The sequence below is a fragment of the Serratia sp. B501 genome (genome assembly GCF_051172315.1).
Classification (GTDB): domain Bacteria; phylum Pseudomonadota; class Gammaproteobacteria; order Enterobacterales; family Enterobacteriaceae; genus Serratia; species Serratia ureilytica.
Map to the genome: position 1 here is coordinate 521,097 of NZ_JBPIZB010000004.1, position 25,242 is coordinate 546,338.

The following is a 25,242-nucleotide window of genomic DNA, read 5'->3' on the forward strand; positions in this document are numbered from 1 at the left end:
GCCGTTGCCCATCCCCGACGGGTAAAACGATCGTGACTCACTCCGCCATGCTTCGTATCCACTCATTCATATTCCAGGCTAAAGGTCGCTACCGCAGAAAAGGTGCCGAGGCCGATGCTCTTTTGCGCGATCGCCGTCGGCTCCCCCTGGACATACACCTGCAGTTGCAGACTGTTGTTGCCCTGGGCCAGCGCATACCCCTTGCCGGGTTTATTCAGCGCCACCGGCGCGCCTGCCATCGTCTCGATACCCAAAGCAATCCCGGCGGGTTTACCGCCATCCGGCGCCAATAGCCCCGGCAACGCGACACTCCCTGCGCCGGTAAAGGTAACCTTCACCGTTTTCCCCAGGCTGAGATCGCAATCCTGCAGGACTAAAGCGAACGCTTTACCCGCCGTGCGGCCATGCGCATACAGGTATTTATCGATCACCGAACCGAAATCCAGGCTGATGTCCTCGTCGCCCGGGCGCAGCGTGCAAGGCTCCGCCACCAATGCGCCATGCAGGTACAGATTGTCGGCCGCCATGCTGCCCCAGCTCACCCCGGCCAATAGCATCACGCCAATTGCACGCCGGCACACAGCCTTGTACGAGCTCACCGTCATTTTCCTCTCCCGCTAACCATCGCCATCGATCAGTCGTAGCTCAGATAGAAATCCACCACTGCCCGATAGCCACCAGCCCTGAGCGGGGCGGCGGTGCGCTCTGGCGCTACCTTATAACTCAGCGCATTGCTGCCCGGCAGCAGCCACAGCGGTTCACCACGGCTACCCAGCCGCACATCGCGCCCATGGCCGTCGAGTATCCGCAGTCCCAGGCCGGACACGCCCCTGGCCTTCACCAACTGCGGGTTATCCGCATCGGCCGGTGCGCGAAAACTCACCCGTACCGCCGGTTGATCCGGCATCCAGCTCAGCGCCCCCGTGCGTTCGTCCCGGCTCCTCGCCGGGCTGCGCAGGCAGTCGCGCAGCCGCAGCTCAAACGCCACCGGCGTGCCACGCTCACCGGCCTGCGCCAGCTGCCCGGTGGCAACATCCGCCAAGCGGATATCCTGGCGGGCGCTGTCCATCTCCAGCCGGCAGGCGCTTTCGGTCAGGCTCCCTTCTACATACAGCACGCCGTTGGCCCCCTCGACGTCCCAGTTATCGACCGCCTGCGCGGCAGGCAACAACCACAGCAAGGTGGCCAGGCTGAGCGGCGCCATCATTGCCAGCCCGGCCAGCACACTGTAATAGCGCAGCTCGCTCATCGCCTGTCGCCACTCGCCCTGTTTCGCGTCGCACCCTGCCATTCCCTTTCTCCTTAACTCTGGTTCAACGCCGGATTACGACGCCGTCTTCTCCGGCACCACCGTGCAGGTGCTGCCGCTGCAGCTGAAGCTCAGCTGTGGCCGGCCGCCGTAGTCGTTGATATAGGTCAGCACCGGGCTGTTCCCCACGCTGCCCGCGCTCACCGTCAGCGGCGTGTTGCCCTTCGGCGGTACCATAAACGGCTCGAACCCTTTGGCGCCTTCCACACCTTTGCGCGTCGCGGCATCAATAATCGTGACGTAATACGGCGTCGGGTTATTGACGATGTACTTGTCACCCTGCTTGCTCAGCGTCAGCTGCTCCTGCCACGGCGCCGCGTTGCGCTCCGGGGCGATCGCCGCCGGGCGGTAGAACAGCTTGATGCGCGTCTGCAACGCAAGCTGCAGCGAATTCGGTTTGTTGCTCTTCGGCGGGATCTCCCGCAGGTTGAAGTAATACAGCGTTTCCCTGTCCTGCGGCAGTAGCTTGGCCGCCGGCAATGCCTGGATCTTCACCTGGCTCGGCTTACCCGGCTCGATGCGCTGCACCGGCGGCAATACCGTCAGCGGGCTCTGGATCTTGTTGCCCTGTTCATCTTCCAGCCAGCCCTGCGCCAGATAAGGCAACTGCTTGTTCTGGTTGCTGACGCTCAGGCTCACCGACTGCACGCCGCCGTCGAAAATCACCCGGGTGCGGTCCAGCGCGATAGCGGCATTCGCCACTGGGGCCAACAGCGAAGTGGTGACCAGCAGGCCGATAACGTTACGTTTGCTCATCATAAAAACTCCTCAATTCAGTGTTCATTGCCGCCATCACCCGCGCTCAGCGCCCGGCACGGCAGCAGTAAATTGGTGGTCAGCATCTCCGCCGGTAGCGGCGTCGGCATCTGCACCCGGCACTGCGCCGCGCCGTTCCAGTGCACCGTCATGCTTTCGCCGGCGTTGATGCCGCTCAGATAAACGCTGCCGCCGTCGTTGACGATGCCGGTCTCCTGTTTGCGGGCGTTCAGCACCGTGGCGCCGAACGGCGGTTCGCTGCCGTCCGCCAATTTAATGACCGCCATTGCCTTCTCCCCCGCGATCACTTCAAACTTGCGATAGCCGATAGCCCCTTCGGTCAGGGTCGCCTGCACCACCGATTTGGTGGCTTCGGTGCTGTCGCTCAGTTTGTCCAAATCGATGCTGGCCTTATTGCGGTAGTAACTGTTGACGTCCACCACCACCGCCTTGCCCCAGCGGTTGGTGGCGATGGCGCTGCCATAGCCGCGCACCGGCACCCCGGCCACCCCTTCGGTGTCCAGCAGCAGGCGGGTCCCCCCCGCCATATTGCTGCGATGCAACGCGCCGCCCTCGGCGGTCAGCGTCATCCCCCCCTGCGCCGACAAACCGAACGCGCTGTACCGGTCCTGCTGATAGCTGGCGTTGGCGCTCATGCGCGCCAGATCGCCGTCGCGGTTGTAATAGCCGCTCAGGCTCGCGCCGCTGCGCGAGCCGCCGGCGTTGATTTGGTAATTGCTGCGATCGTCAATGCGATCGTAATATCCCACCCGATGGCTACTGTCGTTGCGATCCAGCGTGGCGTTGTAGCTCAGCGTGGCACCGCGCCCCCAGGGCACCGACAGCGAGAGATAAGCACCATCGTCGTTGCGCTCGTTGTAGCGGTTGCGATAGGCCGACAGCGACAAACTCAGACTCTTGAAGCGGCCGAGGTCGAAATAGCGCGACAGCGTCAGGCTATAGCGATCGTTGGCCGGCCGATCCCAGTAGGTCTGGTGGTTATAGTTGAGATAGGCGCTCAACCCCAGATCGCGCAGCTGCTGGTTGTAGGTGATGGTGTACATCTCCTTGCTGTTACCGAAGCGCCGTCCATACTCCCGCGCCTCCAGGTACTCGCTCATGCTCATAAAGTTCTGCTCTGAGAAGCGGTAGCCGGCGAAGGTCACCTGGCTGTCCAACTCGTCGAAGCTTTTCGAGTAGCTGAGGCGATACGAAGCGCCACTCAGCGTCTCGCCACTGTAGGGCAGTTTGGCGCGCGATTGGGTGACGTCGAAAGACAACGCCCCCAACAGCATCAGATCGCGCCCGATCCCCATCGCCAGCGCGTTATAGTCGCCGCCCAGCAACGCGCCGCCGTACAACGACCAGCCGTTGCTGATCCCCCAGGAAAACTCGCCGGTGCCGAACAGCGGCCCACGGTAGCGGTGATCCATATCCGACGGCTTGCCCGCCGCCAGCTTGTAACGCACCGAGCCGGGGCGCGTCAGGTACGGTATGCTGGCGGTGTTCATCTTGAACTCCTGCACGCTGCCGTCCTGCTCTTCCACCCTCACGTCCAGATCGCCGGAGACTGCGTCGTTCAGGTCCTGAATGCGGAACGGCCCCGCCGCCACCGTGGTTTCGTACAGCACCCGCCCCTGCTGGCTGATAGTCACTTTCGCGTTGCTTTTCGCCACGCCGGTCACCTCCGGCGCATAGCCGCGCAGGTTGGGCGGCAGCATGTTGTCGTCGGAACGCAAACTCACCCCGCCAAAGCGGAAACTGTCGAACAGCCCGGAATCGAGATAATCCTCGCCGACGGTCAACTTGGCACGCAGGGCCGACACCGCCCGATAGGCATAGTAACGGCTCCAGTCCAGGCGCTTTTCCGTTCCCTGTCCTGTGCCGGTTTGGCGATTGAAATTCGCCTGCCAATCGGCACGCAGCCGCCAGGCGCCCAGGTTGGCGCCCGCCGTCCCATTACCGCTGACGCTGTCACTGCGCGTGCCGTAGCGCAGCTGCTTCTGAGTCTGCATATTGAGGTTGTAATCGAGCAGCACGCCCGGAATGCCTTCGTCCCAGCGCGCCGGCGGATCCCAGTCATCCGAAACATAGTCCAGGTACGCCTGCGGAATACTCAGATACAGCGCCGAGCTGGCCAGATCGCCGCGCGCTTCCATGCCCGGCAGGCTGGTTTCGTCCAGGCATTCCCCCTGGTGCCACCAGTTCAGTTTTTTGCGCATCTCTTCTTTGAGGCCGAGCTGCTCCACCAGTGCCGGCGCCAGGCAGGCGCGGCTGCCGTTCCGATCGTCGTCCGGCGCATAAAACGCGACCGGTTGTTCCGACAGATCGCTTTTATTCACGTGCACCACCATGCTGTAACTGCCGGGCATGATGTACCCGCCGCGCGAAAACTGGCTCAGGTCTATGTTTTTGCGATCGTTCACGTCCAGCACATCGGTATTGAACTGGATCTCTTCCACCGCGTCCGCATTGGACGCCAGAGACCCTAAGACCAAGGCCACGCACGCACTTAAAATATGTAAACGAAACGGCTTCCCAGCAGGCAAAAACATCATTGTCCACAACCCTATAATCTATTTCCTTAAAGGCACCGACCGTTTCAGTAATAATCCATTTTAAAACGCACCGATGAAAAATAACGCCCTGCTTTTAATGGTTGTTGATTGCTTATTAACGCCAGAGCGTAATCCAATCGATAATTTCCCGGCACAATATCACGCGTAGGCAAAGGAATTCCCGGCCTGGCGATATGTCCCGCCGAGTCGACTATTCTTAACGCCACCCCAGAGGCCTCGCCATTCACGCCGAACAACTCTCCATCCGCCTGGCCATCGAAAGTAATTTGGAATTGCTTCCAGTTTGGCAATGCGGTATTGGGTCGTTCCAATATGCAATTGACTAATTCAATACTGAAAGGCATGGATTTACCCTGCCCCTCTCTCGCCAATTCGGAAAGTGGGAGGGTTTCCATATGAATAACCTGTTCCCGGCTTTCCGTGGCGATTGCGCAGGCGGTATCGATAATGGCCCCTTGCATATTGACGCGGCCTTCTCCCTGCATGACGGCAATAGCCTGCCCGGCAGAAAAAAACAGCAGCGGCAATAGGCAAAACGTCGTTATTCCTTTGGCTCGGTTGGTCATCGTTATTCCCTTGCGATTTCACAGCCGTTGGGTAATGGCATGCGGGTTGCCCCGCATGCCCGATAATCACACGCAGTTCGTCAGATAACGAATTACTGGTAAGCCAGGGTAAAGTCGGCGACGGACTGGAACTCACCCGGGGTAATAACGGCGGTAGAAGCCGTTGCGCCCTGCAGATAAGCCGCAAAGCTCAGGGTGTTGGCACCATTCTGCAGCGTAGCCGCTTTGGTAGGTGTACCCAGTGCGATATCGTTGCCAGAGCCGTCGGTGATGGCGATGCCTGCACCCTTGGCAGTACCGGTAATGCCCAGCAGCTTGTCGTTCGCTGCAGATACAGAGCCGCTGAAGGCCACAGCAACGGTATTGTTTTTACCTGGAGTTGCAGTGATCAGGTCACAGTTTTCCAGCTTGATCTGGAAGTTGCGCGGGGTAGATTTACCGCCCGATTTCAGCGCTACGTTGGAGATGGCGCCCAGTTCAACGGTCTGATCCACAGACTCAGGTGCGATAGAGCATGGTGCCTCGATAATAGAACCGCTGAAGGTCACTTTACCGTGCCCCTGGTCTGCTGCGTGCGCCAGAGAAGAAACACCAAAAGCCATGACTGCAGCCAGCATAATTTTATTCAGTTTCATAGAGATCCCTTACATTCCTTAGTAAGTAGAGAGAAAAATTAAATCCATAAGAGTCACATTCGCCACGCCTTGGTTTATTCCCTGCGTGACGTCTGTGGCTAATACGTTGCATCATTTCGCTCCGTATCAGTGGGAACAAATTTACCCTCCAGAAACAAAAAATAAAATGTTATGTCGTAAAAATACAGAAACACAGGATTTTTATAAAAAAAATACAAATTAAATAGGTTTTAACTCCGAAAAATATAAATTAATTATCAATGTTTATTTTAAAAAACTTGTCACTTAATAAACATTTCACACCATGTATACCCATATAGAGAAAAATCCGATTTACACCTTTCAGCAAGGATTGAAAAAAGCCTGAGCAGGTCTCAGAATAATCTCTCGACAGGAAGGTTGATGGGTAAATAAAATGATTTATTGTATAAATGACAGCATCCTCTATAACGAGGAGGAAGGTACGTTGGCGCATATAGACAACGCCAATAATAAAATAGCTTTACTCAAACCTGCCAGTCGCCTGCTTTCATTATTTATCAGGAATAATAACAAGCTGTTGCTACGGGAAAGGTTGTTAAATGAGGTTTGGGTAGAGCATGGGCTGAAAGCGTCCAATAATAACCTGAACAACTATATTTCAGGATTGCGCAAGTCGCTGGCGCAGTGTGGCGCAGAGGAAATCATTATCACCTACCCCCGCCAGGGTTTTAAACTCAGCGTCAAAAGCATTCAAAAAATAAATACAAACCAAGGAGAATATACAGAAAATGAAAAAATTGGACCTGAGATAGTTCCTCCCGCCCTCCCTCAAAAGGGGGGACTGGGAATGTGGCAGGCTATCCAACGCTTAATTATGATCGCCGCCGCGTGTTTAGTGCCTTTTGCTGCCGTCGTATTGTATCAAAACAGTACACGTATCAATGTTTATCCACTGGGGAGCTATCAGCACTGCCAAATCTATGGCATGACGTTAGGCAGTGGGGATCTTGATAAGGTGAAGCGCATGATTCAACAGGCGGGCCTAAGTTGCCAACAACGGGCGGATGTCTATTACTACGATAATATTTTTAACGAGAACTCACAAAGCAACGAGGAGCAAATAACCTTCTGCCCACGCGATGCCCATAGCCCATGTATCAATAATTACAAAGATCAGAACGAGCGTTAGTCTTTTTTAGTTTATCCAACCAGGTATGAACGTGTTACAGGTTCCCTTGATTGCCTCGTTGATCAAGGGAATCCCCGTTATTACGAGGCCACGGTGCAGACAAATAGCGGCTTCGCATTGCTGACAAACAAAAAATGCCGACTGTCTATCCGTTCAATACGCAAATGATACTGCAACCCTGCCATCGGCAAACGCCGATTCAGCTCAGGCGACGCCAAAGAGTCCTGAGGTCTTTTGATGTTCGCCGCTATGGTTAAAGTATAGTTGTCGCCCTTTCGCCGATAATTCGCCATCACTACCCGATCGATATTGTACCGGGCATCGCCGACGAAAAAGCTGCCGTTGATGATCACATTGGCGCGCCGGGCGCCATTCGGCACGACGCTGATCAACAGTGCGTGCCGCATCGCTTCCCCACCCATCTGATCGGCCACCCACACGACTGCCCGGCACTCCGGGATCTGGGGTTTTACCCACAGCGCGTAAGCGGAGACCGCGCAACCCACCATCGCCAGCAGCGCGAGCATGAGATACCGGTAACGATAAAAAAAACTATAACTCACTGTTTTCATGAAAATTCTCGCATTGAACCTTTCCTGCTTCCATCTGTTTCCGTGGGCAGTAGTAGAAATACGAGGTCCTCACTCGCCCCGTACTATTTGGCGTTATCGAAGAACTGTCGTAATAAAACAGCGTGCCGGGTTCACTGCAGTCGATATGATTCCGCTGTTCCAGCATCGTTTTCAGATGCGCCAAATCGACTTGGCCCGGCCCCGGTTTGTGATAGGAAGAGACAAATCTGACTTCACAGTTGCCGATTTTACCCACCACCATCGTGCGAACGGACGGGTAGCCCGCCTCCAACCATGCCCAGATGCCGCTAGCCAGCGCCGCTAACGCCAGCGCAACGGCGGCGAATTTAAACCCACGGCGCTGAACCACGGCGGGTTGCTCCGCGATCGATTCAGTCTGCACCGCCGCCGCATCCGGCGTTATCAGATTTTCCGCCATACTGTCCGTCGTTTTCAGCTCGCTGGCGGTAAACATAAACCCCTGCCGCGGCAGGGTGACGATGATCTCTTCCTCACCGAGCGAAGAGAACGCTTTGCGCAGAATCGAAATGGTATTGTTGAGGTTGTTGCCGGAGGCGACCTGCCCGTGCGCCTCCCACACCTGTGTCAGCAGCGTTTCGCGGGAAAGCACCAGGTTATTGTTGCGCACCAGCGCGGAAAGCAGGCGGTTCAGCGTGGCCGTCAGCACAATCGGCGGGATATCGTCATGCAGCGAGATCAGCTCCGATCTATCCTCATGATATTTAATATTATTATTAATTATGTATCTCATAATTCCCTGCGCGATAAACCCATTAATACCAATTAGCCCCTGCCAAACATGGCGATATTAGCATAGCGCAATAGATAAGAAAATTCTTAACAAAATTCATAAAATACATATAAAACAATTATATATAAAAACAAAACGTCTCGATTAGAAAGAATATTTCGCCGTATATACATAATTCAGTGAACGCGCAAAGTGAGCTAACAACCTGGAGTGAACAACCTGAATCACAATAAAAACCCGCCATAAGGCGGGTCTGTGCAAAGCCAATCAATTATCCGCGCAGGCGGCGAATTTGCCGGTCTTGCCAACCGGCGAACAGCAGTAAACCGCATAGCGCACCGAGCAAGGCGCAGAACATATCGGACTGGGTGTCCCACGGGTCGCCCTGGGTGCCGAGGAACTCATCGGCGCCCTGGCCCAGCGCCAGCGCCGCCCACCACTCGATCAGCTCGTAAACGGCGCTGATCGCCAGCGCGATACAACACACCACAAAGCCCAGCATCTTGCGCCCCTGCACATAGCCGCCGCGCAGCAGGATCTCGCGCGCCACCAGCGCCGGCACCAGCCCCTGGAAGAAATGCCCCAGTTTGTCGTACGGATTGCGGCCGAGATCCAGCCACTGCTGCACCTCAAACCCCAGCGGCACGCGGGCGTAGCTGTACATGCCGCCGAAAATCAGGATCAACGCATGGAAGAAAATCAGCGTATAGAGCAGCGGCGTTAGCGGATAACGGCGATGGGTCAGCCACAGCAGCGGCAAAACAATCAATACCGGCGCCACCTCCATCAGCCAGGTGGTGCGATCGTAAGGGCGGATGCCGCTGTGGATCAGCGCGGCCAGCAGCAGCAGGGTAATAACAGACAACAACAACGGAGTGCGCGAGGCGGCCATAACCAACGTTCCTTCGGGTCAATAGGGCAATCCCCTCTTTATACCGCAGATCGCACGGCGAAAAAAAACAGGCGGAGCGTCGCCGCTTCACCTGTTCGAGGGGGATTTACCCTGCGCGGGATTATTTCAGCGCTACGCGGATCACGTCGTCCGGCGCGGTGGCTTCTTTTTCGCGGCTGGACGCCTGTTTGACGCTGACGTACAGCGTCTGGCCATCCGGCGACAGCGCCAGGCTGTTCGGATGGGTCGGCGTCTTGATGGTGTTCAGCACCTTGTAGCTCTTGGCGTCGATTACGCTCACTTCGCCCGCCTGGCGGTGGGTGACGTAGACTTCATTGCGCGCCGGGTTGAACAGCACTGCCAGCGATTCAGGCACGTCGATCTTGCTCAGGATAGAGCCGTTGCGGGTATCCACCACCAGCACCTGCGGCTGCTTGGAATCGGTGATGAAGGCGCGATGGGTGGCGGTATCCAGGCTGAGGTTCAGGAAGAAGTGCTCTTTGGACGCATCCAGCTTCTTGCGCGACAGCACCTTGTTGCTCTGGGTATCGATGGTCACCAGCTCGCCGTCGGCGTTGGTGACGTACAGGCGTTTGGCGGCGGCGTCCAGCGCCAGGCCGGTACCGTATTTGCCGGTGTCGGCCACGGTGGCGCGCAGGGTCAGATCCTTGCCGTCCACCACCCACACCACGCTGGATTCACCCAGCCCGGTGATATACAGGGTATTGCTGTCGGCATCCGCCACCAGCTCGCGCGGCGCCAGCGGCTTGACGGTCTCGGAGCGCTGGCGCGCGTCCAGCACCAAGCGGCCTTTCACGTCACCGGTCTTGGCGTCGATGGCGGTCACCGAGTTATTGACGGTGTTGCCGAAGAACAGCGTACCGGTCTTGGCGTTGATGGCGGCGCCAAACGGCTTGATGTCGTTATGAATAATCTGGGTCACGTCCAGCGTGGTCGGATCCAGGCGGTAGACGATGCCGCCCTTATCCAGCTTGCGGCTCTGCGACGTCGCCAGGTAAAGCGCGTTCTCGCTCGGGCTGTAGGCCATTTCATAAGCGCCCTTGCCGACCGGTTTGCGCAGCACGTCCGGCGCAGTCTGCGCCTGCAGGGTGTTGGAGAACAGCAGCGTGGACAACAGCATCAGCGGAAATGCCGCCCGTTTTCCCTTGGTGATCAAAGCATTCATCGAAATCTCCTTATAGAGCCAACGGGGCGACCGCGCGGCCGCCCTCTTTTCATTATTAAAATCAGGCTTTCTCTTCGGAAAGCAGCGCCCACCAGCTGTCGATGGTCGGGTTGCGCGCCAGCGCGATAAAGTCGATATCGCCGCGGATCTTGCGCCAGCGGGTCGCCAGCTCCATTATGCGCACCGAATCCAGACCGTAATCGATCAGGTTTTCATCGTTGCCCATGTCTTCGCTGTCTTCGTCCAGCAGCGGCAGGATCTGCTGACGCAACGCGTCGATGCTGGCGATGCCGATCGCCGGCAGCAGAGACGCGGTGGTCACCACCCGGCCGCAGCGGCCGGCGGTGTAGCGCAGCGCCATCAGGTGTTCGTCACGCGAGAAGTCCGCCAGGCCGTCGGCCACCATGAAAGGCTGGATGTTGCGCATGAAGGCGTCGATGGCGGTGGTCAGGCAGCCGATGTGCGCATACACGCCGCAGATGATCAGCTGATCGCGGCCGGACTCCTGCAGGATCTCCTGCAGCGGCGAGCGGTGGAAAGCGCTGTAGCGCCATTTCACCAGCACCGTGTCGTCTTCGTCCGGCGCCAGCGCGGCGGTCACCGCCTGCTGCTCGGGGTGTTTGTTCAGGCCCGGCCCCCACATGTCGTTCAACAGCGCGCGATCTTCATCGCTCTGCTGGTTCGGCTGCGCGGTATAGAACACCGGAATGCCCTGCTGTTTGCAGTAGCGACGCAGGTTGGCGATGTTCTCCACCACCTGTTTAATCAGCGCGCTGTCTTCGCCCCAGAAATTGAGGAAATACTGCTGCATGTCGTGGATCAGCAGCGCGGCGCGCTGCGGTTCTACCTGCCAGGTGACTTTATTTTGCGGCAGTTCGTCCGCCGTCGGCAGCGCGTAATCATTAAGTTTTGGAATGGCCATCAATTAATCTCCCTGAGCCTGAGTCTGTAGTTGCGCGTCGAGCTGCTCGCGCAGCCGTTTTTTGTCTACTTTGCCGACCGGAGTCAGCGGCAGGCTGTCCACCTGAATAAAGCGATCCGGCAGTTTGAAGTCCGCCACGCCCTGTTCGCGCAGGTGGCGACGCAGCACTACCGGCTTCAGCGGCGCGTTGGCGATGATATAGGCGCAACTCTTCTCCCCCATCAGCGCGTCCGGCATCGACACCAGCGCGGCGTTGATCACGTCCGAATGACGCAGCAGCAGGTTCTCGATCTCCTCGGCGGCGATCTTCTCTCCGCCGCGGTTGATCTGGTCTTTTTGCCGCCCTTGTACGGTGATGTAACCGTCTTCGCTAATGCTGATCAGATCGCCGGAGCAGTAGAAACCGTCGGCGTCGAAGGCGTCGGCGTTGTGCGCCGGGCTCTGGTAGTAACCGCGGAAGGTGTAAGGCCCGCGCGTCATCAACCGCCCGATCTCACCCGCCGGCAACGGATTGCCGTCGTCATCCGCCACCCACACTTCGTCATCCGGCGACATCGGCCGCCCTTGCGTCGTCAGGATGTGGCGTTCGTCGTCGTCCAGCCGGGTGTAGTTCACCAGCCCTTCCGCCATGCCAAACACCTGCTGCAGTTGGCAGCCGATTTCATTCTGAATGCGCGCCGCCAGCGTTTCGCCCAGCTTGGCGCCGCCCACCTGCAGCAGTTCCAGGCTGGCGAGCTGGGCATTGCCGCCCCACTCTTCGATCGCCTGCAGCCACAGCGTGACCGCCGGCGGCACCAGCGCCGTCACGTTGATTTGATGCTGTTCGATCAGGCGGAAGCACTGCGCGGCGTCCGGATCGGCGGCGAACACCACCAGCCCAGCGCCATAAAACACGCCCAGCACGCCCGGCGAACTCATCGGGTAGTTGTGCGCCACCGGCAGCGCGCACAGATAGCGGGTCTGCGCGTCGAAACGGCAGATCTCCACGCTGCGGCGAATGCTGTAGTAGTAATCGTTGTGGGTGCGCGGGATCAGCTTCGGCGTGCCGGTGCTGCCGCCGGAAAGCTGGAAGAACGCCACCCGATCGGCCGCGGAAGGCTGCGCGACAAAACCGTCGCTGGCTTCTTCCAGCCAGGCGCCCAGCGCCAGCTCGCCCTCGGCCTGGCTGCGCAGCGCCACGGCACGCAGCGAAGGATGCGCATCGCGGAAGGCGTTCAGGAATTGATCGTCGGCAAACAGCGCGTGCCGACGATCGGCGATCAGCAGCGCCGGTTTGATCTGTTCGGCATAGGCGTTCAGCTCGCTGCGCTGATGGCTGAACAGCGCGTTGACCGGCGCCACGCCAATTTTCAGCAGCGCGAAGAACACGATATAAAATTCCGCCACGTTGCCCAGCTGTACCAGCGCGGTGTCGCCGGATTTCACGCCGCGGCGCAGCAAAGCGGCCGCCAGGCGATCGGAGCGCTGCTGCAGCTCGCGGTAGGTCAGGCTGCCCTGGACGTCGATAATCGCCGAAGCGTCGTTATTGGCCTGGCGGTCGAGGATCTCGGTCAGCGGCTTGTCAATCCAGTAGCCGCGCTCGCGATAGCGGCTGGCGAACTCCGCCGGCCAGGGGGTAAAGGCAATGCTCATCTTGTCGTTATCCTTGATTCATACCAAAGGCACGCAGAATGGTGCTGAGTTTGGTACCTGTTTCATGCCATTCAGATTCGGGTGAAGAGTCTTCCACGATGCCGGCGCCGGCGAACAGCCGCACCCGGTTGCCGTCAACGGTGCCGCAGCGGATAGTCACAACCCACTCGCCGTTGCCTTCGTCGTCGCACCAGCCGACGATGCCGCCGAACAGGCCGCGATCGAACGGCTCCAGCTTGCCGATCAGGGCGTGCGCCTCGGCCGTCGGCATGCCGCACAGCGCCGGCGTCGGGTGCAATAGGCAGGCCAGCGACAGGGCGTTTTCGTCCGGAGACGCCGCCTCGCCGTCGATCGGCGTGGAGAGATGCCACAGCGTGGTGGTGGTCAGCAGTTCAGGGGTGTGCGGCACGTTCAGGTAGCGGCAGCGGCCGGCCAGCACGTCACGCATACTTTCGGTGACGATGCGGTGCTCGTGGCGATCTTTCGCCGAGGCCATCAGCCGCTCCCCCACTTCGCGATCGCGCTGCGGATCGGCCTCGCGCCGGGCGGAACCGGCCAGCGGGTTGGAATAGAAACGGCCGCCGTCCTGGCGCAGCAGCAGCTCTGGGCTGGCGCCCAACAGTGCGCCCTGCTCCAGCGGCACATGGAAGTGGAAACCGTGCGGGTTCTGGGCGATCACGCGCGCCATCAGCGCATGGCGATCCACCGGCTGGCGCGTTTCGATCTCCAGCAGGCGCGACAAGACCACTTTATCCAGCTCACCGGCCTTCATCGCGGCAACGGCGTCGCTGACCATGTTCATGAACGTCTGCTGCGGCGGCAGCTCCGTTACCCCGGCCAGTTCAGGGCCATTCGCCGAAGGCCGAACGCCGGCCATAAAGGCGGCGCGGTCGAACCAGCGGCTCTGCTGGGGAACAAACAGCGCCGAAGGCTGCCGGGTATCGAACGGAATGGCGCCGCACAGCAGCGGCTTTTTGATGCCGGCCTGACGGGCCTCGGCAAACGCCTGCCGCACGCGGCGCTGGAACTCGCCGTTCAGATCGGCGCCGTCCGCGGCCGGCAGGCGAATGCGGCTGAAACAACCGGTGGTGGTCAAGCTGCGGTAAGGGGAGGTATAGAAGAAGCCCGACGCCGGAGAAAAATCAGCGGCGAACCGATGTTCTTCGCGCTCCTGCATTTCCTTTCGATTGATGTCGTTCACGGCAGTAACCATCGCTTCGCCCTCAAGAATTTGAAGTGATAACCAATATAATAATGATTATCATTTGAGTTGATTCCGCGCTAAATTACTCGCCGATATTTGCTATGTCAATAAACGTAAGCACTTCTTTCATTTCGAAATCATGACATAAACGCTGTGGGTTTTACGCATGCCGATGATAAGCATTGCTATTTGATCCCACAGCGTTGTTTTAACGCGTTCGACTACTTTTCTGTGGCGGGCTGCGGCTCCGGTTTGTGCAGCGTAACCTGGCGCAAACCGGTCATGGCGAACAGCAACAGGATGCCGAGCAGCGCCGCGCCAAAGCCGAAACCGCTGGCGCTCATCGCTGGCAGCATAAAGGCGCCCATCGCCCCCAGCAGCAACGCGCCCAGCGCATCGCCCACCACGTTCTGCGCCGTCCACAGGCCGTTGATGCGGCCAAGGAAATTGTCCGGCGTCAGGCCCTGGATCAGGCCGTATTGCAGCAGCGAGTTCAGCGCGCTCAGGTAGCCAAACGCCACCAGGCACAGCAACGCCAGGCTGTACCACGGCATCAGGCCGAACAGGCCAATAGAGGCGAAAGCCGCGATCGCCGTCAGCAGCATCACCCAACCGGGGCGCGCCACGTGCGCCACGCGCCCGCTGGTGAACGCACCAATAGTCGCGCCGAGCGGCACGGCGGCGTACATATAACCGAGGTGGGCTGCATCGATGCGCCAGCTTTCCGCCATCGCCGGGTACAGCACGCGCACCGCGCTGGCCATGGTCAGCAACGCGCCGATCAGCGCCACCATGCCGATCACCTTGTTCTGGAACAGGAAGGCGAAACCGCCCGCCAGCGCGCGCAGTGGATGTTCACGAGGCTGCGGTGGCGGCATCAGCTGCGGCAGGCTCAGCAGCGGCAACAGCGTCAACAGGGTGCCGAACGCCGCCAGGCCGTAGTTCCAGGCGATGCCCATATGGGCGATCACCAGGCCGCCGATGGCCGGGGAAAGAATCGAGCCGAAGCGCACCGTCAGCATGCTGATGGCGCCCGCCTGCACGATGTTTTCGCGGCCCACCAGCGCCGGCGTGGCCGCCAGCAGCGCCGTCACCCCCACTGCGCCGAAGAAACCGTCCCACACCGCCAGCAGATAAATGGCCGCCAGCGAAGGTGACGGCAACAGGGCGTTGAGGCACAGGCCGACGAACCCGATGCCGCAAGTGGAGCGCGCGAACAGGATCAGTCGGCGCCGCTCATAGCGATCGGCCAATACGCCGCCCATCAGCAGCCCGGCGAACATGCCGCCGCCGGCCAGCGTCACCGCCAACCCGACCTGCAGGGTGGAACCGGTCAGCGCCTGGATCTGCACCGGGATGGCGATCGCCATCAGCCCCAGCGCCACAATGGAGATGAAACGCGCGCAGAATACCGCGCGAAAGGCCCGGTGGGTTTTCAGCAGGCTAAAATCAAGCAGGATGGAGGGTTTGCTACTCATCGGTTGTTCACCACATCTTTAAACGGGGATTCTGCAGTTGCGGAGCGCTATGCTAGCACAGATAACGAAATCAATAATGATAATAGAAATCATTGATATTCAATTGTGAGCGGACGCAAGAAACGCCGCCAAACGCGGGGCAATCCCCGTGCCTGGCGGCGAGATGACGGGCGTTATTACAGCGTGCGCAAAATCCGGTTCAGCAGCGGCCCCAGCACTTTGAACGACGCCGGCGAAACGATATCGACATGCGCGCAGTCGAGTTCGTGCGCCTGCAGCGCATCGACGTACTGCGACCAGGTCTGCTGCACGTCCATCCCTGCCTGCAACGTGCGTTTGGCGACGAACAGCGTCGCCTGGCCGTGGAAGCGGGCGGTCCGCGTGTGCGACAGCAACCGCACCGAATCGGCGTAGTTGGCTTCGATGTTGTCGAACATCATGGTGCGCGTCTCGCCCAGCGCCGGATCGAGCGTATCCTGCGACACCGCCAGGAACTGTTCGCGCTCGCGCTGCACTTCCTTCAACACGTTGTCGTCCAACATCACGTCCCAGTTTTGGGTCTCCGGCGGATAGGTATCCAGCAGGCCGAGGAACGCCACCTGCTCGCCGCGCGCCTGCAGCCGGGCGGCGATGCCCTGGGCCAGCGTACCGCCCAGCGAGTAGCCGATGAAGTGGTACGGCCCGTGCGGCTGCACCTGCAGCACCGTCTGCAGGTGCGCCTCCACTACCTGGTCCATGTCTTCGCTCAGCGCCAGCGGGCCGTCCGGCCGCGGCGACTGGATGCCGACCAGCGACCAGTGCTGATCGAGATAGCGCGGCAATACGCTGAACTGCCAGGAGAAACCGGACGCCGGATGCAGACAGAACAGCGTCGGCCCCTCGGTGACGCGCAGCGGCAATACGCTGTCGAAGCCGCTGCGATCGGCCTCTTCCTGCGTGCGATCTTCCGCCAGCAAGGCGGCCAGTTGCTCGACGCGCGACGCCACCATCACCTGGCCGACGGATACCGCCTTGCCCAAATCGCGGCGCAGCTCGGCCGCCAGACGCATCGCCAGCAGCGAATGGCCGCCCAGCGCGAAGAAATCATCGTCGGCGAACACCTGCTCGCGCTGCAGCAGGCGGGCGAATACCGCGGCGATCTCGCTTTCCAACCCGGCCTGCGGCGGCCGCCCTGACTTGCGCTCGCCGCCCTGCGGCTGCGGCAGGGCCTTGCGATCCAGCTTGCCGTTGGCGCTCAGCGGCAAATCGCTCATTTCCACCAATGCCACCGGCACCATGTGTGGCGGCAGACGGTCGGCCAGCGCCGCGCGCAAGGCTTCCGCATCCCAGCTCGCGCCAGGCTGCATCACCAGATAACCCACCAGCTGGCGCGCATCGCCGCCGGCGTCCACCGGCGTGCCCTGCAGCACCCGCGCGTGCGTCACCGCCTGGCGCACGCCCGGCAGCGACAGCAGGGCGTGGTCGATTTCACTCAGCTCGATACGCTGCCCGCGGATCTTCAGCTGATCGTCGCTGCGGCCCAAATATTCCACCGCGCCGTCCGGCAGCCAGCGCGCCACGTCGCCGGTGCGGTACATGCGCCCGCCCTCGCCGAACGGATCGGCGACAAAGCGGCTGGCGGTCAGATCCGGCCGGCCAAGGTAGCCGTGCGCCAACTGGACGCCGGTCAGATACAGATCGCCCGCTACGCCCGGCGGCACCGGCCGCAGACGCGCGTCCAGAATGCGCAGCCCGGTGTTCCACACCGGCAGGCCAATCGGCACGTTGGCGCCGGTCACCTTCGCCAGCGCCTCGCCGTAGGCCGGATGCCAGGTCACGTCCACCGCCGCTTCGGTCGGGCCGTAGAGGTTGTGCAGCGGCACCGCCGTGCGGCTTTGCCACAGGCGGCACAGCTCCGCCGGCAGCGCTTCGCCGCTGCAGAACACCTGGCGCAGTGCGGCGCAGCTCGCCACCGCCGCGTCGTCGTCCAGGGCGGCAACGAAAGCCGCCAGCATCGACGGTACGAAGTGCATCGTGGTAATGCGGTGTTGGGCGATCAGCTGTTGCAGCTGCTGCGGATCGCGGTGCGCCTCCGGCGGCGCCATCACCAGCCGGGCGCCGACCATCAATGGCCAGAAGAATTCCCACACCGAGACATCGAAACTGCACGGCGTTTTCTGCAGCACCGCGTCGTTGGCCCCCAGCGGATACTGGTGTTGCATCCACAGCAGGCGGTTGACGATCGCCTGATGGCCGACCAGCACGCCTTTCGGGCGCCCGGTGGAGCCGGAGGTAAAGATGATATAGGCCGCATGGTCCGGCGTCGGGCCCGCGATCGCCACCCCGGCGGCGTGATCGGCCGCCAGCGGCGCGTCATACAGCAACATGTCGCCCTTGTCGGCGAAACGCGCCTGCTGCGCCGGGTGAGTGATGATCAAGCGGGGCGCGGCGTCTTCCAGCATCATCGCCAGCCGCTCGTCCGGATAACCGGTGTCCAGCGGCAGGTAGGCGGCGCCCGCTTCGACGATCGCCATCAACGCCAGCGACAGGAACACCGACCGCGGCAGCGCCACCGCCACGATGTCGCCCGGCCGCACGCCCTGCGCCACCAGTTGGCGCGCCAGCGCCGTGACCTGCTCGCGCGTTTCGCGGTAGGTGAAGCTGAAATGCGCATCCGCCAACGCCGGCGCGTCCGGCGTGGCTTGCGCCTGCTGCGCCAGCAATTGGCTCAGCGTGGTCGCCGGCACCGGATGCGCCGTGTCGTTGATCCGCGCCAGCAGCGCGCGATCGTCGGCGGTCAGCATATCGGCCTCGCCGATCGGCAACGTTGCCTGCGCGGCGAACTGCGCCAGCAGCAGCGGCAACCGTTGCAGGTGCGCCTGCAGCTCCTGGCGGCTGTAACGTTCGGCATTGGCCAGCAGCTCCACCTTCAATTGGTGGTTTTCATCGATAAACAGCGCAATCTCCAGATCGCGCACCGGCCCGGAGGCCAGATCGTGGGTAATGCCCTCGATGCCGGCGAAATCCAGCTGGTAATCGAACATTTTGAAGTTGAAGACCGTGCCGTACAGCGGTTCGCCGTCGCCGATGCGCCCCAGATCGCGCTGCACCTGTTCGGCGTCGTAGCGCTGATGGCGGCGCACCGTTTTCAGCTCGCGGCTGATGCGGGCGGCGGCCTCATACAGCGTGGCCTGCGGCTCGAGATGCATCTCCATCGGCAGCACGTTGATCACCGGGCCGGCGGCGCACAAGGCGGCCGAGCCGGTACGGCGCATGAAGATAAAACCGGCGCTGAAGCTCGGTTGGCCGCTCAGGCGCGAGACCCACAGCGCCACCAGCGCCACCGCCATATCGGCGGCGTTGAGCTTCTGCTGCGCGCCACGCTGCACCAGTTCGGCGAAGGCCTGCGGATCGCAGCGCTGTTCCAGCCGGTGGATGCGCGGCGTGGGCGTTTGCCCGGCCAGCGGCTGCGGGCAGATCGTGGCCGGCGGCGGCAGCTGCCGCGCTTTTTCGCGCCAGAAATCGGCGTCGCGTTGCCAGGCCGGCGCCTGCCGGTAAGCCTGGTATTCCGCCACCACGTCGCTGAACGCCGTGAAAGGCGTCGGCTCCAGCGCGTCGCCGCGGCAAAGGTGGGTATAAATCGCCGCCACACGGCGAGCGATGGCGGTGAAGCTGAAACCGTCCACCAGCAGATGGTGATAACGCTGATACCAGAACCAGCGATCGTCCGCCAGGCGCATCACCACATGGCGATACAGCGGTGCGCCGCTGCCGGCGCGCAGATCGCTCGCCAGATCGATGTCCATCAGCGCGCGAGCGGCAGCTTCGGGATCCAGCGACGTCGTCAGATCGACCCGTTCCGGCGCGTGCACCGCCAGCGAGTCATCCAGCCATTGCACCGGTACGCCGTCGCGTTCCGCAAAAAGCAGCCGCAGCATGTCAACCTCGCCGAGGCCCTGGGTGATGGCCTGCAGCAGGGGCTCCACGGCGACGGAGCCGTTGAGTTCGATGGCATGCGCCACCGCGTAAGCATTGCGATGCGGGGAGATTTGATCGGCGACCCAGATGCCGGGTTGCGCCGCGACCAGCGGCCATTCGCCCGCAAGCGCCGGGCCGCTGAGAGAGTTAGGGGTGTGTGACACTGCTTATTGCTCCCGTGATTACCAGGCGCCGGTCACGCCTTGCGTGCTGCGACCGGCAGAATATCTTGCCAATGCTGTTCCAGCCACTCGGCGCATTCGGTGCGCGCCGCCGGGCCAAATACGATCGTCCAATCGGGTGGAATGGCGCGGAAATCCGGCCACAAACTGTATTGTTGTTGTACGTTGCGCAGCACCAGGCTGCGCTGCTGTTGATCATCGAACGGATTCAGGCTTTCCATCCTGCGTTCCTTGTGCCGCCGTCGTTACCGATGCCGGATAAGCGGTGGCGAAAGCGGAAGCCCACACCGCCTGCAGCCCGTCGGTCAGGCCGCTGCGCCAGCACAGCGCGTCGTGCCCGCCTTCCACCACCCGGTAGTGCACCCGATGGCCGGCTTCGCTCAGGCGCGCCGCCATTTGCCCGCTGACCTGATGCACCAGCTTTTCCTGCGTACCGGCTTCCATAAATACCTTCAGCGCGCCGTGGTTGCCCAGGCCGTGGCGTTCGACCTGTTGCATCAGCCAGCAGGCGTCGTCGGGAATGCTCGGCAGCTGCAGCATGTCGCGCCGCGGCCACCAATAGGAGCCGGACTGGGTGATCACCGCGCCGAAGCGCTGCGGCCAGCGCAGCCCGGCGTACAGAGAGGCCAGGCCGCCAAAGCTTTGCCCCGCCACCACCGTCTCGGCCGGATTGTCGCTGTGCGGCGCCCATTCGGCCAGTTGCGGCATCAGTTCTTCCTGCACCGCCAGCCAGAAATCGTCCTTGCAGGTCAGCTCACGCGCCCGGTGCGGCAGATCGATAATGTCGATCAGCACATACACCGCTTCCGGCAACGCCCCCTCGCGGGTCAGTTGCATCAACGGCGCCCAGACCGGCATTTGCTTCGCCCAGAACTGGCCGTCGAGCAGGATCGCGAGCGGGCGTTCGGCCGGCTTGCTGTCGCCGGTGGTGTAGATCCAGACATCGCGGCTGTTGCCCAGACGCTCGCTCTGCCAGGTATGGCGCTGCAAACGCGCCGGCAGCGGCGGCGTGCAGCGCCCGCTGGCGATCTCATACTCATCGAACGAGCGCCACACCGGCTGCGGCGGCGCATCCGGCATATGCAGACCGGAAACGCTGTGGCCGCTGGCGCTTTGCCAGGAGCGATAGGGGTTGAGCAGATCGGGAGTGGCGCAGGCGAACACCTGGTGCCACCAGTGACGCAGGTTGTGCATGTTGGCGTGCGCGTCGTCGTCGCTGAACGCCGGCGGCCGCTCGTCAAAACAAGGAATAAAGCAGTAGCTGCCGCGCCAGGCGCCGTTCAGCTCGGTCTGCCAGTACCATACGTCGGTACCGGCCAAACGCAGCAGGCTTTGCGGCGGATTCGGCTGATGGTGGTCGGTCAGGCAGTTGATGTTGATCCACACCCGGCGGTAGGCAGAAGTCAATTCGCATCCCTGCGGATCGCGCCAGAAAAAGGTGGTTCGCCACCGGCCGTTACCCGCCGGTTCTACCCATGGCGTACCGCGTCGTGCCACCGTCAACCACCACCCTGGACTGCCCGCATTGCTGCTGGCCAATAATCTGCTGCTTTCTGATTCTAGTTCTGTATTCACAACGCCTACCCATTTTGTAGTTGGCGGCACCGGGAACGTCGACTTTTCCCTATCGCCGGCCACCGCCCGAACACACTGTAGGCCAAATACTATTGATAATAATTTGCATTTGCAATAGTGTGTAAGGCTTGGAGATCGTGCTGGTATTGCGCGCAACGGACAGGGATCGGGGATACATCAATGGCATCCCTTGCCGCAGCCGATTTTCTATTCCGACTACACAAAAACTACAACCGCCTTTCCCCCATTCGGCGAGGGAGGGCAGCAAGGTAGGGCACTCAAATGAAAAGCAAGCTATCACGTTATTCTTTGGCCACTCTTATCGGCTTGGGATTGGGCGCGTCCGCGTTCGCCAACGCCGCGCAGCAGACCGACACCCCCACCACGGAAGAAAACAGCGGCACAGCGGATAAAAAGCCGCGCGGCGAAGACACCATCGTCGTGACCGCCGCCCGGCAGAACCTGCAGGCGCCGGGGGTATCCACCATCACCGCCGACGAGATCAAGAAACGCCCGCCGGCGCGCGACATCAGCGAGCTGATCCGCACCATGCCCGGGGTTAACCTGACCGGCAACTCCACCAGCGGCCAGCGCGGCAACAACCGCCAGATCGATATCCGCGGCATGGGCCCGGAAAACACCCTGATTCTGATCGACGGCAAACCGGCCTCCAGTCGCAACTCGGTGCGTCAGGGCTGGCGCGGCGAACGTGACTCACGCGGCGATACCGCCTGGGTGCCGCCGGAAATGATCGAACGCATCGAAGTGCTGCGCGGCCCGGCTGCGGCGCGCTATGGCAACGGCGCCGCGGGCGGCGTGGTCAACATCATCACCAAGAAGGCCGGCGATGCGCTGCACGGCTCGCTGAACGGCTACTTCAACGTGCCGCAGCACAAGCAGGAAGGCGCCACCAAGCGCACCGATTTCAGCCTGTCCGGCCCGCTGAGCGATTCCCTGAGCTTCCGCCTGTTCGGCGGCTACAGCAAAACGCAGGCCGATGCCTGGGACATTAACGAATCGCACAAATCCGAACGCGTCGGCGCCTACGCCAACAGCGTGCCCGCCGGGCGCGAAGGGGTGGTCGATAAAAACATCGACGCCTTGCTGCACTGGGATTTCGCCCATCTGCAGTCGCTGGAGTTCGAATACGCCTATGGCCGCCAGGGCAACCTGTACGCCGGCGATACTCAGAACACCAACACCAACGCCCTGGTGCAGAGCAACTACGGCAAAGAGACCAACCGCATCTACCGTGAAACCTTCGGCCTGACCCACCGCGGCGCCTGGGACAACGGCGTGAGCACCAACAACTACGTGCAGTTCGAACGCACCCGCAACACCCGCCTGAACGAAGGCTTGGCCGGCGGCACCGAAGGCATCTTCGATACCAAGAACACCGGTTTCGGCACCACCAAGCTGGATGACTTCCTGGCGCACAGCGAAGTCAGCGTGCCGTTCGAGCTGGGCGTCGCGCAAACCGCTACGCTGGGTACCGAATGGAGCCAGCAACGGATGAAGGACGGCACCTCCACCAGCCAAACGCTGATGGGCGGCACCATTCCCGGCATGACGACCGGTACGCGCAGCCCTTACGCTTCCGCGCATATCTTCTCGCTGTTCGCCGAAGACAACATTGAACTGACCGACACCACCATGCTGACGCCGGGTCTGCGCTACGATCTGCATTCGGAATCCGGCAACAACTGGAGCCCGGCGCTGAACCTGTCGCAGGAACTGGGCGACTACTTCACGCTGAAGATGGGCATCGCCCGTTCCTACAAGGCGCCGACCCTGTTCCAGACCAACGGCAACTATCTGCTGTACAGCAAAGGCCAGGGATGCGCCGGTAGCGATACCAGAAACGGCTGCTACCTGCTCGGCAACGACGATCTGAAGGCGGAAACCAGCGTCAACAAAGAGATCGGGCTGGAGTTCCATAACGACGGCTGGCTGGCCGGCGTGACCTACTTCCGCAACGATTACCACAACAAGATTGAAGCGGGTAACTCCCGCATCGCCACCAGCAGCACCGGTACGGCGGTCTATCAGTGGGAAAACGTGCCGAAGGCGGTGGTGCAAGGGCTGGAAGGCTCGCTGAACGTGCCGGTCAGCGAGACCGTCACCTGGAGCAACAACGCCACCTACATGATCGAGAACAAGAACAAGACCACCGGCGATTACCTGTCGGTGATCCCGAAGTTCACCGTCAACTCGACCCTCAGCTGGCAGGCCATGCAGGATCTGTCGATGCAGTCCACCCTGACCTGGTACGGCCGGCAGAAGCCGAAGAAGTACAACTACCAGGGTAAACCGGCCACCGGCGGCGAAACCCGCGAGGTTAGCCCTTACGCCGTCGTCGGCGCCAGCGCGACCTATGATCTGACCAAAAACGTCAGCCTCACCGCCGGCATCGACAACCTGTTCGATAAACGCCAGTTCCGCGCCGGCAACGCGCAGAACGTCGGCGATCCGAACACCGGTGCGATCAATATCGCCGGTGCGGGCGCGGCCACCTACAACGAATCGGGGCGTACCTACTACATGAGCATCAACACCCACTTCTGATGACATGACCCAACGACAAAGGGCGCCGAGGCGCCCTTTTTTATATTTATATTCAGTTAGTTGGTGTGCAGCTGAATGCGCACCACGCTTTCCGGCTTGCCGGCCTTGGTGGCAGCGCCGTCGTTTTTCACCGTCACGAACAGCGTGTCGCCTTTCGGATCCAACGCCAGGCTGTTAGGGTGCGGCGGCAGGTCGACGGTTTGCAGGCGCTTGAGCGTCTTGGCGTCGAACACCGTCAGCGTCCCGGCGCCATGATCCACGCGCACGCCTTTGCGGTTGGCGACATACAGCCGCTGGCTGCGCTCGTCGAGCAGCAGGCCGATCGGCACCTCATCCGTCAGCTCGCTGGCCAGCACCTTGCCGCTGTCCGCATCCAGCGCAAACACCCGGTGGCCGCTGCTGCGCTTCACGTAATCGTGCCCCAGATGATGGTTGCGGTAGTCGTCGCGATCGATGCCCTGATCGACGCCCAGCAGGCGATTGCTCGCCGGGTCATACACCAGGTTCAGCAGCTGATCGGCCTGCACCTCGTGCGTGGCGGCGATCGCCAGCGTGTCGGCGTTCAGGGTGATCACCTGCCCCTGCATGTTGGAGACGAACACCCGGCGGCCCTTCTCATCCAGCGTGATGCCCACCGCGTTGTAACCGAAGCCCGGGATCACTTTCTCCAGCTTGCCGGCCTTGGTATCGACCACGTACAGCACGCTGTCGACGCCGAAGCCCAGCCCCGGCAGGAACAGGCGGCCGCTCTGCGCGTCATATTTAATCTCGCGGATGCGGTACAGGTAGTCTTCGGTGATCTTGAACTTCTTCAGCTCCGCCAGCAGGAAATCCAGGCGCTTGCCGCTGATGCCCGCCTGCTTGTAAGCCTGCTCTAGCACCGCTTTATCCAGCAGTTTGATGCTGCCGAGCGCATGGTTGGTGGTGGTGTCCACCACCCCGACTTCGCCATTGAAGGCCTGCGTCAGGTACAAACGGTTGCCCGCATCGTTCAGCGCCACGCCGAAGCCTTTCACCTGCAGCGGGATCTCCGCCTTGATCGCCAGGGTGTTGGGATCCAGCCGCAGCACGCGGGAGCGCGCTTCTTCCTTCCAGTCCGGCGCGCTGACGAACAGCGCCTGCTGCGAGGTGCTGTAGGCCATCTCCACCACCGCCGACGACAGCGCCTGGCGCTTGATGTCCTGCGGTTTGATGCTGGCATCGTCCGCCTGCGCGGCGCCGGCGACCACCAGAGAGGCCGCCACCAGCAGCGACAGTAACGCGCGCGGGGTTGCTAGGGTTCCAGACAT

Annotated in this window: 20 protein-coding genes; 2 read left to right on the forward strand and 18 right to left on the reverse strand. The window is 61.1% G+C overall.

The features are described from left to right. Window positions 1-62 precede the first annotated feature (62 nt). The 6 genes from ACSBQV_RS16065 to ACSBQV_RS16090 form a co-directional block, all read right to left on the reverse strand. On the reverse strand, window positions 63-605 hold the full coding sequence (locus ACSBQV_RS16065) for a fimbrial protein (protein ID WP_373275120.1): 543 nt from the start codon (window positions 603-605) through the stop codon (window positions 63-65). Window positions 606-634: 29 nt separating this feature from the next. After that, window positions 635-1,291 carry a fimbrial protein gene (locus tag ACSBQV_RS16070; RefSeq protein WP_099783330.1) on the reverse strand — a complete coding sequence of 219 codons (657 nt, stop codon included), beginning with the start codon at window positions 1,289-1,291 and terminating at the stop codon, window positions 635-637. A gap of 33 nt (window positions 1,292-1,324) precedes the next feature. Continuing rightward, window positions 1,325-2,068, reverse strand: coding sequence for a fimbria/pilus periplasmic chaperone (locus tag ACSBQV_RS16075; protein WP_099783332.1), 744 nt, complete (start codon window positions 2,066-2,068; stop codon window positions 1,325-1,327). 14 nt (window positions 2,069-2,082) lie between these two features. Continuing rightward, the gene (locus ACSBQV_RS16080) at window positions 2,083-4,623 is read right to left on the reverse strand and encodes an outer membrane usher protein (RefSeq protein ID WP_099783334.1); all 2,541 of its coding nucleotides are present in this window, start codon (window positions 4,621-4,623) and stop codon (window positions 2,083-2,085) included. Between the two features lie 44 nt (window positions 4,624-4,667). Further along, window positions 4,668-5,210: a fimbrial protein gene (locus ACSBQV_RS16085; protein ID WP_099783336.1), complete on the reverse strand. Its 543-nt coding sequence runs from the start codon at window positions 5,208-5,210 to the stop codon at window positions 4,668-4,670. A gap of 92 nt (window positions 5,211-5,302) precedes the next feature. Continuing rightward, complete coding sequence (locus ACSBQV_RS16090; RefSeq protein ID WP_099783338.1) at window positions 5,303-5,845, reverse strand: fimbrial protein; 543 nt, start codon at window positions 5,843-5,845, stop codon at window positions 5,303-5,305. A gap of 466 nt (window positions 5,846-6,311) precedes the next feature. Here ACSBQV_RS16090 and ACSBQV_RS16095 point away from each other — a divergent pair, with 466 nt between their 5' ends. Further along, entirely contained in the window at window positions 6,312-7,016 is a 705-nt protein-coding gene (locus tag ACSBQV_RS16095; protein WP_232094798.1) for a winged helix-turn-helix domain-containing protein, read from the forward strand. Between the two features lie 80 nt (window positions 7,017-7,096). On the opposite strand, the gene ACSBQV_RS16100 is transcribed toward ACSBQV_RS16095, so the two are convergent. The 11 genes from ACSBQV_RS16100 to fes form a co-directional block, all read right to left on the reverse strand. Continuing rightward, entirely contained in the window at window positions 7,097-7,588 is a 492-nt protein-coding gene (locus ACSBQV_RS16100) for a hypothetical protein (RefSeq protein WP_099783342.1), read from the reverse strand. Then, window positions 7,569-8,360, reverse strand: coding sequence for a winged helix-turn-helix domain-containing protein (locus ACSBQV_RS16105; protein WP_099783344.1), 792 nt, complete (start codon window positions 8,358-8,360; stop codon window positions 7,569-7,571). The genes ACSBQV_RS16100 and ACSBQV_RS16105 overlap by 20 nt, the downstream gene beginning before the upstream one ends. Window positions 8,361-8,631: 271 nt before the next feature. After that, the gene (locus ACSBQV_RS16110; protein WP_099783346.1) at window positions 8,632-9,252 is read right to left on the reverse strand and encodes a DUF2238 domain-containing protein; all 621 of its coding nucleotides are present in this window, start codon (window positions 9,250-9,252) and stop codon (window positions 8,632-8,634) included. 121 nt (window positions 9,253-9,373) lie between these two features. Beyond that, window positions 9,374-10,393 (reverse strand): DUF5074 domain-containing protein, encoded by a 1,020-nt coding sequence (locus ACSBQV_RS16115; RefSeq protein WP_434991466.1) that lies wholly within the window; start codon window positions 10,391-10,393, stop codon window positions 9,374-9,376. A gap of 106 nt (window positions 10,394-10,499) precedes the next feature. Further along, window positions 10,500-11,360 (reverse strand): isochorismatase, encoded by an 861-nt coding sequence (locus ACSBQV_RS16120; protein WP_099783350.1) that lies wholly within the window; start codon window positions 11,358-11,360, stop codon window positions 10,500-10,502. Between the two features lie 3 nt (window positions 11,361-11,363). After that, the gene (locus tag ACSBQV_RS16125; protein ID WP_099783352.1) at window positions 11,364-12,992 is read right to left on the reverse strand and encodes a (2,3-dihydroxybenzoyl)adenylate synthase; all 1,629 of its coding nucleotides are present in this window, start codon (window positions 12,990-12,992) and stop codon (window positions 11,364-11,366) included. A gap of 7 nt (window positions 12,993-12,999) precedes the next feature. Further along, window positions 13,000-14,205: an isochorismate synthase gene (locus ACSBQV_RS16130; RefSeq protein WP_099783354.1), complete on the reverse strand. Its 1,206-nt coding sequence runs from the start codon at window positions 14,203-14,205 to the stop codon at window positions 13,000-13,002. 212 nt (window positions 14,206-14,417) lie between these two features. Further along, window positions 14,418-15,674 (reverse strand): enterobactin transporter EntS, encoded by a 1,257-nt coding sequence (gene entS / locus ACSBQV_RS16135; protein ID WP_033641586.1) that lies wholly within the window; start codon window positions 15,672-15,674, stop codon window positions 14,418-14,420. Window positions 15,675-15,850: 176 nt separating this feature from the next. Continuing rightward, window positions 15,851-19,795 (reverse strand): enterobactin synthase subunit F, encoded by a 3,945-nt coding sequence (locus ACSBQV_RS16140; protein ID WP_099789730.1) that lies wholly within the window; start codon window positions 19,793-19,795, stop codon window positions 15,851-15,853. Window positions 19,796-19,827: 32 nt separating this feature from the next. Next, window positions 19,828-20,034: an MbtH family protein gene (locus ACSBQV_RS16145; protein WP_033644173.1), complete on the reverse strand. Its 207-nt coding sequence runs from the start codon at window positions 20,032-20,034 to the stop codon at window positions 19,828-19,830. Further along, window positions 20,009-21,388 (reverse strand): enterochelin esterase, encoded by a 1,380-nt coding sequence (fes, locus tag ACSBQV_RS16150; protein ID WP_080273360.1) that lies wholly within the window; start codon window positions 21,386-21,388, stop codon window positions 20,009-20,011. Before fes ends, ACSBQV_RS16145 begins: the two co-directional genes overlap by 26 nt. Before the next feature lie 282 nt (window positions 21,389-21,670). On the opposite strand from fes, the gene ACSBQV_RS16155 reads away from it, so the two are divergent. Beyond that, window positions 21,671-23,953, forward strand: coding sequence for a TonB-dependent siderophore receptor (locus ACSBQV_RS16155; protein ID WP_099783358.1), 2,283 nt, complete (start codon window positions 21,671-21,673; stop codon window positions 23,951-23,953). Between the two features lie 56 nt (window positions 23,954-24,009). Here the strand turns inward: ACSBQV_RS16155 and ACSBQV_RS16160 are convergent, their stop codons facing one another. Continuing rightward, the gene (locus ACSBQV_RS16160) at window positions 24,010-25,242 is read right to left on the reverse strand and encodes a YncE family protein (RefSeq protein WP_099783360.1); all 1,233 of its coding nucleotides are present in this window, start codon (window positions 25,240-25,242) and stop codon (window positions 24,010-24,012) included.